The 12430-nt window shown below is 67.4% G+C and carries 9 protein-coding genes; 6 read left to right on the top strand and 3 right to left on the bottom strand.

Annotation, left to right across the window (positions count from 1 at the left end):
• Positions 1 to 66: 66 nt before the first annotated feature.
• Together ACFPIH_RS14800 and ACFPIH_RS14795 are read left to right on the top strand one after the other, a co-directional pair.
• Positions 67 to 1014, top strand: coding sequence for a helix-turn-helix transcriptional regulator (locus ACFPIH_RS14800; protein WP_381171851.1), 948 nt, complete (start codon positions 67 to 69; stop codon positions 1012 to 1014).
• Positions 1015 to 1707: 693 nt separating this feature from the next.
• A complete protein-coding gene (locus ACFPIH_RS14795; RefSeq protein ID WP_381171849.1) occupies positions 1708 to 2640 on the top strand; it encodes a hypothetical protein in 933 nt (310 codons plus the stop codon).
• A 530-nt stretch (positions 2641 to 3170) separates the two neighbouring features.
• Here ACFPIH_RS14795 and ACFPIH_RS14790 read toward each other — a convergent pair.
• The 3 genes from ACFPIH_RS14790 to ACFPIH_RS14780 form a co-directional block, all read right to left on the bottom strand.
• On the bottom strand, positions 3171 to 4445 hold the full coding sequence (locus ACFPIH_RS14790; RefSeq protein ID WP_381171847.1) for a helix-turn-helix domain-containing protein: 1275 nt from the start codon (positions 4443 to 4445) through the stop codon (positions 3171 to 3173).
• 132 nt (positions 4446 to 4577) lie between these two features.
• The gene (locus ACFPIH_RS14785; protein ID WP_381171845.1) at positions 4578 to 4931 is read right to left on the bottom strand and encodes a DDE-type integrase/transposase/recombinase; all 354 of its coding nucleotides are present in this window, start codon (positions 4929 to 4931) and stop codon (positions 4578 to 4580) included.
• 331 nt (positions 4932 to 5262) lie between these two features.
• Positions 5263 to 5406 carry a hypothetical protein gene (locus tag ACFPIH_RS14780; RefSeq protein WP_381171843.1) on the bottom strand — a complete coding sequence of 48 codons (144 nt, stop codon included), beginning with the start codon at positions 5404 to 5406 and terminating at the stop codon, positions 5263 to 5265.
• Positions 5407 to 5883: 477 nt separating this feature from the next.
• Between ACFPIH_RS14780 and ACFPIH_RS14775 the strand changes: the two genes are divergently transcribed.
• From ACFPIH_RS14775 to ACFPIH_RS14760, 4 genes are all read left to right on the top strand, one after another.
• The gene (locus tag ACFPIH_RS14775; protein ID WP_381171841.1) at positions 5884 to 6249 is read left to right on the top strand and encodes an SCO4225 family membrane protein; all 366 of its coding nucleotides are present in this window, start codon (positions 5884 to 5886) and stop codon (positions 6247 to 6249) included.
• An 875-nt stretch (positions 6250 to 7124) separates the two neighbouring features.
• Entirely contained in the window at positions 7125 to 7565 is a 441-nt protein-coding gene (locus ACFPIH_RS14770) for a hypothetical protein (RefSeq protein ID WP_381171839.1), read from the top strand.
• Entirely contained in the window at positions 7565 to 8500 is a 936-nt protein-coding gene (locus tag ACFPIH_RS14765; protein ID WP_381171837.1) for a hypothetical protein, read from the top strand. Before ACFPIH_RS14770 ends, ACFPIH_RS14765 begins: the two co-directional genes overlap by 1 nt.
• A 133-nt stretch (positions 8501 to 8633) precedes the next feature.
• A complete protein-coding gene (locus ACFPIH_RS14760) occupies positions 8634 to 12395 on the top strand; it encodes a CHAT domain-containing protein (protein ID WP_381171835.1) in 3762 nt (1253 codons plus the stop codon).
• Positions 12396 to 12430: the final 35 nt, after the last annotated feature.

Here is a 12430-nt window from a genome sequence, read left to right as displayed (position 1 = left end):
GTCCCTGATGAGGGGGTCACTGAGAGGGACCCCCAGCCGGCGGGAAGCGCTCGTAGAGTGGAGCGCATGGCAGGCGGAAATGACCCATCCATCCCTCATCGCGACATCCGTGGCGATTTCCGCGCGGAGATCCGGGAATTCCTGGGCACGCGACGGGCCAGGGTCACTCCCGAGCAGGCCGGGCTGCCCGTGTACGGCGGAGACCGCCGACGCGTCACCGGACTGCGCCGCGAGGAGGTCGCCCTGCTCGCGGGCATCTCCAGCGAGTACTACACCCGGCTGGAGCGCGGCAACGCCACCGGAGTCTCCGAGAGCGTCATCGACGGCATCGCGCAAGCGCTGCGGCTCGACGAGGCCGAGCGCGCGCACCTGCTCGACCTCCTGCGCGGCGCCGGCCCGACCCGTCCCCCTCGCCGCCGGCCCGCCCAGCAGCGCGTCCGGCCCGCGGTACGGCGCGTCCTCGACTCTATGACCGGCACACCCGCGTTCGTCCTCGGCGGACGCCTGGACATCCTGGCCGCCAACCCCCTCGGGCGGGCGCTGTTCTCCCCGGTCTACGCGGACCCCGTGCGGCCACCGAACAACGCCCGGTTCGTCTTCCTCGACCCGCACGCGACCGAGTTCTTCCGCGACTGGGACGAGGTCGCCAACGACACGGTCGCCATGCTGCGCGCCGAGGCCGGCCGCGATGCCTACGACCGGCGGCTGACGGACCTGGTCGGTGAACTGTCCACCCGCAGCGCCGACTTCCGTCGCCGCTGGGCCGCCCACAACGTCCGGATCCACACCACGGGCATGAAGCGCCTTCACCACCCGGTCGTCGGCGACCTCGACCTGCCGTTCGAGACCTTCCCCCTCGGGGCGGACCCCAGCCAGTTCCTCCTCACCTACACACCCGAGCCCGCGTCACGATCACAGGACGCCCTGAACCTGCTGTCCAGCTGGACCACGACCAACGACACCGACAAACACCCACCGACGAACGCTTCCCATCCGACCGAGCCCCCCGCCTGACAACCGACACACTGCGCAAGGTCCCGAAGCCGTCTCCCCATGGGCACCCAAAACGGACCCGCACAACAGGTCAGGCCCGGCGCTGATCCCTCAGCACCGGGCCTGACCTGGCATTCCACGCGGCGGTGGTCCACAGACGGCCGCGCTTGTCCGCCGCTGTTCGCCTGCGTTGTCACACAGTTGGACACTCACTCGGGACGCGACCCACCTGAGTGGGCGGTCGGTGGCCCTGGCCGCGGCGGGAAGGGCTGGGAGCGGGAATGGATGGGATCGCGGTTCTGTGCTGTGTCGGCGGTGTCCAAGGGCCGGCCGAGACGGCACGGGGTCGTCTCCGCATCCCAGGACGGCATCTCAGGCAGTGCTTGTCTGCGCAGCTCAGGGTGGGTGGGACGGTTGCGTCGTCGCGGGTTGGGCGGTGGTGGTTGCGGTGGGTCCTCGGTGCCTTAGAAGCTGTGGGTGTCGCACCGGCCGGGGTGGTTCGAGGGCCCCGGTAGCAGCCTGGTGACGACTCCCGCCTTGTGCCTGCGTACCGGGCATCTGTGTGCCCGGGTGCCCGACGTGCGGCGTTCGGCGTCCTGCGGAGCCCGCCGCCCCGCGACCTTGGGGGCGGGGACACGCCGGCTCCTGTTGGGAGAGCCGGCGCGGGCCGGGAGCGACCCCCTACGGACCACTGACCAAGAAGGAAGAAACGACATGAGCAGGAACACCCACACACGTCGTCGTCCGGGCCGCCGTGCGGCCTTCGCCGCCGGTCTCGTCCTGGCCGTCGGGCTCGGTGCGTCGACGCAGGCGGCGGTACAGGCCGCCGTCCCCGCCCCCACCAAGGCATCCGCGAAGGCGTCCGCCGCCCTGCGGTCGGTCAGTGGCTTCAACGGTGACGTGGTGACCCAGGTCGCCGACTTCTACGGCGCGTACGTCGACGCGAAGGACGACGCCGTGGGCCCGGACGCCGCGCTGGTCAAGGCGCTGCGCGCGCACTACCTGACGCCTGCCTTCGCCAAGCGGCTGGAGACATGGGAGAAGAAGAACAAGGTGGACGGTGTCCTGCGCGCCCAGAACGTCCCGGTGCAGTGGACTGTGAGCGAGGGCGGCAACGGCCTCGAGGTCGTCGTCACCCTGACCTTCGGTGGCGGGGAGTCGCCGACGACGACGACCAGGCTCGTCGTGAAGCAGGAGCCGACCGGCGACATCACCGACATCCGCACCACCAGCATCGCCCCCGCGAAGGCGTCCGCGAAGGCGTCCGCCGCAGTGCGGTCGGTCAGTGGCAGGACTGGTGACTCGGTGACGCAGGTCGCCGACTTCTACGGCGCGTACGTCGACGCGAAGGACGACGCCGTGGGCCCGGACGCCGCGCTGGTCAAGGCGCTGCGCGCGCACTACCTGACGCCTGCCTTCGCCAAGCGGCTGGAGTCATGGGAGAAGAAGAACAAGGTGGACGGTGTCCTGCGCGCCCAGAACGTCCCGGTGGACTGGACGGTGAGCGAGGGGCGCAACAGCCGTGAGATCGTCGTCACCCACGCCTTCGGCGGCGGGGAGTCGCCGACGGTGAGGACCAACCTCGTCGTGGAGCTGGAGCCGGTGTTCGGCGACGTCACCGACATCCGCACCACGAGCGCCCGCTGACGACGCAGCCGCTCCGCCTGGTCCGCTTCCGGCTTCGGCCGGGGGTGGGACCGGCAGTGGGGAGGGGTCTCCTCCCGCAGGGCCGGCAGCTGACGGGTCCGGCCCCCGTTCCTGGCCCCGAGCGGTACGTCGCCCAACGGCCTTGTGGCCGTCCCCTGATCCTGGGAGTGGGGCCGGGCCGGTGGTAGTGGGTGCAACTTGGCGGCAGCTGCGGAGTGTGGCCCGCTGGTGGGGTGGGGTGGGCCGAGGGCGGTCGCCCGGCAGGGTGGAGGCGGGCGTGGAGCAGCAGCCGGATACCGGCGAGGCCACCGCCGACAGCGTCGAGGGGGAGGAGTGGGCCGGCCGCGCAGGCGCAGGATGGTGCCATGTTGGTGGTGCCCGGGGTGCTGGGGGTGGCCGCCGTAACGGGGTTTGGCGCGAGGTACGCGGCCCCTACCCGGCCTCGCCCGGATTCCATCTCCGGCGGGGCCGGACAAGGCCCCGATCCCGCCGGTTGTGCTGCCGGGCGGGCTGCGTGACCTGTTGCTTCGTCAGTCGCCGGTTGCCGCCAGGTTGGCGGCGGGGATCGGGACCCAGCGGCCGGGGTGGTAATAGATGCGGTCGTACCGGTAGCCCGGCAGTCCTTTGGTGCTGGTGGTGCGGAAGGGGCGGCCGTGGTCGTCGATGCGGACCCTGCCGGTGCGGCCTTGTGAGGACCAGTCGAGGTCGAGGTACCAGTCGCAGGTGCAGGACTCGTTGAGCGCGGAGACCACCAGGACTTCGGGCTCCTGTAGGGACACCCGGTAGGGGAAGTCGATCGCGGGGATCGGCGTGCCCGCCGCGTTGTCGCCGGGCATCGAACGGGCCAGGGGCTGGTGCGCGTCGAGGTTCACGGAGAAGAAGCGGGGGGTGATGCCGGCGCCGCAGCCGTCGCTCAAGGAGTAGACGCTGCCCCGGCCGGCGGCGGGGGTGACGCGGTTGACCACGCGCACGTGCAGGGCCTCCAGGACGACGGCGGCGGAGCCGCGTCCCTGCACCGTGATCCGCACGCCGGTGGCGCCCCCGTGCACCGCCTGCTGGGAGGCGACCCACGCTGCGATGTCCTCCGGGTGCGGCGGCGGCGGGACCTGCCGCGGTGGCTTGGCGACGACGTAGGCTTCGCCGCAACCGCTGAGTCCGAGTGTGTGCGAATTGGCGGTCCAGGTGAGGGGGGCCACCGGTGGGGCCGGGTCGGCGCTTGCCTGGTTCGGCTGGAGGTTGCCGTTGTGTGTGGCCGACGCGGAGGGGGGTCCGGCGGCGGATGAGGTGAGGCCGAGGAGCGCGGCGAGGAGCGAGGCCGCCAGTGCCATCGACCGCACGGGTTGTCGTCGGGGGCGCCCGCCGTGAAGCCGCGGCCAGGGCGGTGAGGTTGGCTCGGGGCGCCGGTTGGCCTGTGCGATTGGCCTGGGCGCCTCCACGGCCGGGCTGCTGCCGCTCGCAGAGAAGGCCGATGCGGCATCGCTTGCGGGGGCGATCGATGCCGTGGTGGTGTGGGGCGCTGGTGCCTGCCCGGTATCGGATGGGCGTGGTCGTCGCCGCGCGGCGGCGGCCATGATCCACCGGCGGTGCAGCTCCGTGCGTTCTTCGGGAGAGGCGCCGCAGAGTGCGGCGAACCGCTCGATTCCAGCGAAGTCCTGCGGGACTGCTTCTCCGGAGCAGTAGCGGTGCAGGGTGGAGGCGTGCACGTCCAGTCGACGGGCCAGTGCCGCGTAGCTGCGGTCGGTGCGCTCCTTCAGACGCGTCAGCAGTAACGCGAACTCCGCTACATCGTCGTGGATCGAATCCATGCAGTCCGTACTCGTATCCTTTTGGCGGCCCGTGCAGGCCTGTCCCGATGGGGCACGGCATCCCAGGCGCTCCCCCATGTCTGCACGCCAATACGCCTGGGATGGTTCCAGGGTTGCGAAGCATGATCTTGTTCACGACCGGCCCGCAGAAGGCTGAGCCTTCCCTGGGACGTGGACAACCGCCGTCCACACCGGTGCTGTTCTGCGGACAGGCTCGTGCTTGCGAGGAGGACGTACAAGGTGGCCGGTGGGCGTATTCGACTTGAGCACGCTGTTGAACGCCTCGCTGACGGCGTTGTCGAAGCACGAGCCGACCCGGCCCACGGACTGGGTGACGCCCAGCTTCCGGCAGGCCCGGCGGAACTTCCGCGACGCGTACTCGCTGCCGCAGTCGCTGTGGAAGATCACGCCGCGGACGTCCGCGCCGCGGGTCGCGACGGCCATGTACAGGTCGGCGACGACCAGGTCGGCGTTCGTGTCCGGCACCCCATCGCGTAGCCGAGCAGGCGGCGATTGATGGATGGGAGCATGGGCGCATGGGCCACATGGATGGCTCGTCCCAGGCGCGCTGATCGCACATCACGCGGCAGACGAGTGAGTACCTCATCTCCTCCCGGATTTCTCCCAGGAGGCAGCCGTACAACGGATCAGGGCCGGCTTCCTACCTGTGTCGATGGTCCGCAGGCGTCCGTGCTTGTTCGCCGGGGTTTGTTCGCGTAGTCGCCGGCGTTCGTAGTCGGCGATCTGCCGGGCCACGGGGACGCTGGTGGTAGTTCGGATCAACCGCGCATTTTCCCAACCGAGGGCGCTGTCCGCTCTAGCCGTCCCAGGCTGCCCCCCCGTAGAAGATCCACCCGAATGGCAAGGCTTCTACGCGCAGGATCTGAAGGTTGTACTCGACGTGGCCCCGTACGGCGATCTCGGCAAGCACCAGTTGGCGCGCGTCCTCCTCAGCCAGCATCGCCCGATGATGACACGGCGCCTCCCACACGCCGGGACCTCTTACACGTTCGCATACACCCGCTTTGAGGAGTTCGATCCGAACCCGCCCCGGAGGCCGTCGTCGACGGGTGCGACAGCTGGACAGGGGTGCTGGTGTACACCTTCGTCCGGCGTCGTTGATGTCAGCCGTGAATGTCAGAAGCCTTCTGATCCGTAGCTCTATGTAGAGCGGTCACGAACGGTCATACCGGCCGCGCTACGGCCTTTCGAGGATGTTGCCGGGCTGGGACGGTTACTGGAGTTGCTGTACGTCGCTGCTGTACGACCGTTCATGAGCTGGTGCGGATCGGGGGCCGGTTTCAGTCGCTGATGTCAGTGGCCGCACGCGGTCTTGACGAGCCGACGCGATTGCCCGTCGCTCTGAGTGCCTACTGGAGCCGAAGCGCACCGAAGTGAGTATGGATACTCATGCTGGAGTCACGGTCCCGTCAGGAGCATGGAGAGCACCACATCACATCTCTGGGGGCACTCGTTGAACGCTCGTACCTTGGTACGTCTGACCTTCGCCAATGTTGCTTCTGCTGTCTATCTAGGGCTCGTCGGTGCGTCCGTCGTGTTCGAAGTGACTGCTGCGCTTGTTTCGGATCCCGGAATCGTTGGGATATGGCCCTTCCTTCTCACCGCCCCCACCTCCTTACTGGCAGCCGGGGTCGTCGGGGCGGTTTGGGGTATGGATGCGCCCGTCTGGTACCTGGTCAGTGGGGTCGTCATCAGTGCTTTGGTCCAGTCGTTTGCCCTGGGAGCGCTCCTGGAAGCTCTGCGAGGTCGGCGCCAAGGGCATACCCGCCCGAGCCTCGGCTGAATTGTTCCGTTCATTGCTAGGCAGGTTGTACCTGGTACAGACACGGTCTGCCTGCTGATGACGTGCTCTCCTCTGCCCCACTCTCCCCGGCTTCCATCCCGTCCGCCGTCGACCCACACACCGTGGAGCGGGCGTGGTTCAGGGCGTCAAGGTGGAGCGCGCCACTGTACGAACGACCTTGACGCCCTCCGGCACCGTTTCGTGTCGCTGCTCTCCGACCGGGGCGTTCCGCTGGAAGAGATCTCCCGGCTTGTCGGCCACTCTGGTACGGCCGTGACTGAGGAGGTCTACCGGAAGCAGATCCGGCCCGTGATCCAGACTGACGCCGTGGTCATGGACGGCATCTTCGGATCCACCGAGCAGCAGCCGTAGGCACGCGCCAAACACTCAGGAATCGATAGTCACGCAGTTAGACACGCAGACGAAACAGCTGAGGGACCTCCCGAATTCGGGAGGTCCCTCAGCTGGTACTTCTCTGTCGGGGTGGCGGGATTTGAACCCACGACCTCTTCGTCCCGAATGAGGTTCGATCATGTTGCCCACCTGCCGCGAAGGGTATAAGTCCAGGTCAGAGGGTTGGTGGCGGTTGGTCTCGAGTGGTGTCGCGGGGGCTCTGGGAGAAGATCTTCTCCCGGATTTCTCCCAAGTGGCGGGGTGACGGCATGACGGTTGCTTCAGCACGTCGCGTTACGAAGGTGAATTTGCCCGATGCGGTGCGTCGCCAGCGGCAGCGTGGCGCGTGGTACACCGCCGCCTACGCATCGCTCGCGCAGAGGAGATCGGCTGAACTGTCCACTCAAAGACCTCGACGCCTCTCGGCTCTGCCCGAGGGAGTTGGTCGAACCCGCGCGTGCACCTGCACATTTGGAGCAAGAATGGCAGCCTGGTGGATCAACAAGGCGCAGGGGGCGGAGTTCTGTATGGCGAGCCAGGTGGAAGTAGGCGGCCTGAGGATCGCCAAGGCGCTGTCGTACGTGTGTGGGCATCGGGACGAACTCGCCGCGCTGCTTGACGAGGACGACGCCGCCTTGCGTGCTGTCGAATCCGCAGTCGGCATGCCGCCCGCGGATGACGTCTCGCTCACTGCCCTTCTGGACGCCTTGCATGCAGCGGTTCGACGCGCAGGCGACCCGTCCGGGGTGTATGGGGGTGCGGGCCGCAGCGCGATGCCGGCCGGTGTTGCTGATCTGGACGTTGTGTACCGGTGCCCCTTGCAGCTGTGCATCGGTCGATCCGGTCAGGAAGTGGACGACGACGTGCCACGCTGCCAGTTCGCTCCCGGCGAGACGGCGCTGATCCGAGAGAGGCTCCCGTAGTGGGAGGGCTGCTCAGTGAACTCAGCAAGAAGCTGGCCGAGCGGTGGCTGACCCTCCTCGTACTCCCCGGCGCGCTCTACCTGGCAGTCGCCGCAACCGGACACACCCTTGGGCAGAGCGCCGCGCTGGACGTGGGGCGGCTCACTCACGCGATCTCGGACACTGCCCGGGCTCCCCAGGTGACCACGGTAGGCGGCCAGGTCGTGCTGCTCGCTGCCATCCTGGCCGGTGCGGCTGCCGCCGGTCTGGCCGCCCAGTCCCTCGGCTCCGTTGTCGAGCGTGTGGCCCTGGCTGCCGACTGGGGCACATGGCCGTGGTTGTTCGGCGAGTTGGCCGAGCGTCACGTGGCACGCCGACAGCGTCGCTGGGACGCGGCACGGGCTGAGTACGAAGCCCTACGGCTACTGGAACGCGCTCCGCGGCCAGCCGACCGTCCCAGGCCCCGGGAGCGCCACCGTGCTGCCCACAAGTGCGAACGTATCTCCGTGGAGCGGCCTGAACGGCCGACCTGGAGTGGTGACCGGATCCACGCCACTGCTGTTCGGCTGGACCGAGACGTACATGTCAATCTCCTTGTCCTCTGGCCACACCTCTGGCTCGTGCTGCCGGAAGAGATACGCGGCGAGATCGGCAGAGCCCGCGCCGCGTTGACGCGAGTTGCCGTCCTCAGTGGCTGGGCCCTGCTCTATCTGCCCCTGACCTGGTGGTGGTGGCCCGCGGTGCCGCTCGCCGCCACGCTGGTGGTCATTTCGGCACGTCGCCTCCGTACTGCCTCGGACACCTACGCCACGCTGCTGGAGGCATCCGTGCGCCTTCACCTGACGGACCTGGCCGACAAGCTGCGCATCGAGGAACAGCCGATGGGCCCTCCGCTCGGTGGCGCGGTCATGCGACGGCTGAGCAGCCCGGCGCCTGCGACGGAACCGGCTTCGTGAGCTCCGTGGAATTCAGAGACTCGCCTCGGCAGTCCTGGGCGGTGCGGCAATCAGATCTACCGGAGACGGAGATCGGGAAGTGACAGGACGGTTTATGCAGGGGCGTGAGCAGGATTTCGCAAGGAAAAGCGAAGTGGAGAAGCGCATTGCCGTAGTGGAGTTACGGCTGGACCGGCTCGCCCGCGAACAAGACCCTCGGGTGGTGCTGGAGCCGGAAGCACTGGTCGAAGCCCGTCAGCTTGCCTCGATACTCCACGATGACGAGTCCGACCTGGAAGGTTACTACCTCCTCGGTTGGTTGCATGTCTCCAGGTACAAGGCACTTCCCGAAGGGGCTGGGCAGCGGGACAGAGAGGAAGCCGTCGCGAAGTTCACGCCCTGCTTCGTGTTCGGCGCAGATGAGGAGGATCTGCCGGACGAACTCCTTCCAGATGTGGCCCAGCGCGCGCTCGGCTTCGTCTGGAGGATCCAGCAAGGGATGAGTGCTTCGCCGAGCCCGGCTTTGCGCGCAAGAGTGACCGATCTCCTGCGCCGTATCGCGGCCGCTATTCCCCGTGGAAAAAGCGAGTACGCGGAAACGCTCTCCAATCTTTCCGTCATCCTAAGTTCCCACTTCGACGCGGGTGGCGAACTGGCGGATCTGGACGCGGCGATCGACGCGGCCCTGGGCGCAGTGGAAAGCACGGCAACAGGGCATCCGAAACAGCCGGGCATGCTGTCCAACTTGTCAGGTGTGCTGATGACGCGCTTCAGTCATACAGGTGCGGCGGCGGACCTGGACGATGCGATCGAGACCGGCCGATTGGCAGTCCAAGCTTCTGTGGGCTCCGCTGTCGGCAGGGCTGGCGGGCTCAACAACCTGGGTACCGCGCTGAAGACCAGGTTCACCGAGAGCGGCATCCTGTCGGACTTGGACGCGGCGATCGAAGCCTTCCAGGAAGCCTCAGACCTCTGTACCGAGGACCACGGGAAGGCGGGAGTTCTTCACAATCTGGGGACCGCCTGGCACGGCCGATATGAAAGCACCGGCGCGCTGGCGGATCTGGACAACGCGATCGAGTGCTGCCAGGCCGCAGTCGAGGCGGCTCCCGAGGAACATCCTGCGCGCTCCATGTTCCTGTCCGGGCTCGGCACCGTTACGCTGACTCGATTCCAACGCACTGGTGAAACAGCGTATTTGGGCCGATCTGTTATTGCGTTCCGGGAAGCTCTGGACATGCTCCCACCGGGGCACCGGGCTCGTGGGCTTCGTCTCTCCGGCCTGGGGCAAGCTCTCCTGGCGCGATATCGCCTCGGCGGCAACAGATCTGACCTCGATACGGCGATCGAGATGAACCGCGCTGCCTCCCGGGAAATCACCCCGCACCAGACCGAGTTCAACGCGGTCCTCAACAACCTGGCCATCTCTCTCGGGCAGCGTTTCGAATGCACTGGCCATATGGCCGACCTGGACGAGGCGATCAGCGCCAGTCGCGCTTCCGCTCAGGCCACCGCGGACGGTCACGTCGACCGGCCGACCCGCCTGTCCAACGTCGGTCTGATGCTGTGGACTCGGTTCAAGCACACCGGGGCGTTGTCGGACTTGGACGCCGCGATCGAGTTCGCGCGCGAAGCTGTGAAGACGGCACCCCGTGAACACTCCGCCTTGGCGGCGATGCTGTCCAATCTCGGCGCAGTGTTGTTGCAACGTTACGAACGGAACGGGGACCCTCAAGATCTCGACGAGGTGATCCGAAGGAACCGCGATGTCCTCGGCATTGTGGATGCAAGCAGTCCTGACCGCCCTCGTTTCCTCGCGAATCTGTGCACCGCCCTGCACGCCCGCTTTCAGCGCACTGGAGGATTTGAGGACCTGGATGGCGCGGTCGCGGCGGGACACGATGCGACCGCCACCGTCCCGTCCCACCACCCTGAGCGCCCGAGGTACTTGTCCATGCTGGGAGGTGTGCTGACCGTCAGGTTCGAGAAGACCGGGTCGATAGCGGATCTCGATGACGCGGTGGTTGTGTGCCAGGCCGCGCTCGATATCTCGCCCGCGGAACATCCAGAGCGCGCCGACTACCTGTTCCAGCTCGGGACTGCCCTGCATCGCCGGTATCAGCGGACTCACTCGCGACACGACTTTGATCGCGCCCTGGCCGCCCACATGGAAGGCGCGCGAGCCGACGGGTCCAGGCCCTCCATTCGGATTCGGGCCGCTCAGGCAGCGGCCTCAATGACTGGACGGCCGGAGCCTGATCTCGCAGCCGATCTCCTGGCCGGTGCCGTACACCTGCTGCCCGAAGTGGCAGACCGCCGGCTGAGCCGTGGTGACCAGCAGCACGCCATGGGTAAGTGGTCCGGGCTGGCCGGAGACGCTGCGGCACTGGCTCTTGCTTCTCACGAAGGCACACCCGCCGATCGGGCAGTGCGGGCACTGCAGTTGATTGAGGTGGGCCGCAGCGTCCTCCATAGTCAGGCGCTGGACATGCGGAGCGACCTCGCTGAGCTTCGCGAGTGCCATCCCGAGCTGGCCCATCGCTTCGAGGTACTTCGAGACGAGCTCGACCGGCCGATGGAAAAGGCCGCACCCACGGAGCCCGAGAAGCAAGCCAGCTCCGCCGTACGTGCGGTCGACGCCGAGGAACAACGACGCAGCCGCGCCAACCAACTTCAGGCCACGCTGGACAACATCCGAACGCAGGACGGATTCGCCAGCTTCGCTCGTCCACCCGCCGTTAGCGAGCTCCTGGCACAAGCCACCTCCGGCCCGGTGGTGAGCTTCAACGTCAGCCACTACCGCAGCGACGCACTGCTGTTGACGTCCGATGGAATCGAGTCCCTGAACCTGCCCGACCTCACGTACGACCTCGTCATCGACCAGATACAGACCTTCCACAGGGCCCTGGAAACCGTTACGGATCCGCGCACGACGCCCCTCACTCGAAAAGAGGCGCAGGCGACGCTTCACGCTGTCTTGGAGTGGCTGTGGGACGCGGCGGCCGAACCGGTCTTGCGTAGCCTCGGTTTCACCGGTGAGCCCTCTCCCGGACAGTCGTGGCCCCGCGTCTGGTGGGCACCTGGCGGGCTCCTCTCACTGCTACCTCTGCACGCTGCCGGCCATCACTCCGAGCCGCTCCGGGCGGACTTGAGAGACGGGGAACCGCCGACAGTCATGGACCGTGTCGTCTCCTCGTACACCACCACTATCCGCGCACTGCACCACGCGCGCCGTCGTCGCACCTCCGCGCCGTCCGTGAGCCGGTCACTGATCGTGGCTATGCCCACAACTCCGGGCGTTCAAGGCCGCCTGGACCACGTCTCGGAAGAAGCCGCCCTGCTGTGCGGCCTGCTGCCCGAGCCGACGCTCCTCATGGCGCCGGGTGCAGAAGCTGACGGCATGACCGTCCCCGGGCCGGAGACACGACCGACCAAGGCTCGGGTCCTGAAGGCCCTCTCCGATTCCGGGATCGTTCATTTCGCGTGCCACGGTGCCCACGACCCCGACGACCCGTCCCAGAGCCTGTTGCTTCTGCACGACCACGAACGTGATCCGCTCACGGTAGCGAGCCTTGCAGGAATGAAGATGGACTCGGCCCAGCTGGCCTACCTGTCAGCGTGCCGAACAGCGTTCATGGAATCCGTGGAGCTGATCGACGAGGCCATCCATCTCACATCGGCCTTTCAGCTCGCGGGTTTTCCCCACGTCATCGGCACCCTCTGGGAGATAAACGACGAGGTGGCCTCGTATATGGCAGCTGACTTCTATGCTGAGCTCGGCGGGGTCACCGACCAGCATGGTGGCCTCGACACGGATGCGGCGGCCCGTGCTCTGCACCACACTGTGCGCAAGGTCCGTGATCGCTATCCCAAGTCCCCCTACCTCTGGGCGGCCCACCTGCACGCCGGGATTTGAACGCAGGCGGTGTCGCTGCTGAGCCGCGGCATCGA

This window comes from Streptomyces vulcanius (assembly GCF_042653945.1).
GTDB lineage: Bacteria > Actinomycetota > Actinomycetes > Streptomycetales > Streptomycetaceae > Streptomyces > Streptomyces mangrovi.
Note: the sequence above shows the minus strand (reverse complement) of the source record. Positions and strands in the feature narration are given on the sequence as shown.

What these genes read in the sequence shown, in the direction of transcription:
- ACFPIH_RS14790 (WP_381171847.1), bottom strand. Translation starts at nt 4,445, where the DNA reads ATGGATTCGATCCACGACGATGTAGCGGAGTTCGCGTTACTGCTGACG.
- ACFPIH_RS14775 (WP_381171841.1), top strand. Translation starts at nt 5,884, where the DNA reads ATGGAGAGCACCACATCACATCTCTGGGGGCACTCGTTGAACGCTCGT.
- ACFPIH_RS14770 (WP_381171839.1), top strand. Translation starts at nt 7,125, where the DNA reads ATGGCAGCCTGGTGGATCAACAAGGCGCAGGGGGCGGAGTTCTGTATG.
- ACFPIH_RS14780 (WP_381171843.1), bottom strand. Translation starts at nt 5,406, where the DNA reads ATGCTGGCTGAGGAGGACGCGCGCCAACTGGTGCTTGCCGAGATCGCC.
- ACFPIH_RS14800 (WP_381171851.1), top strand. Translation starts at nt 67, where the DNA reads ATGGCAGGCGGAAATGACCCATCCATCCCTCATCGCGACATCCGTGGC.
- ACFPIH_RS14795 (WP_381171849.1), top strand. Translation starts at nt 1,708, where the DNA reads ATGAGCAGGAACACCCACACACGTCGTCGTCCGGGCCGCCGTGCGGCC.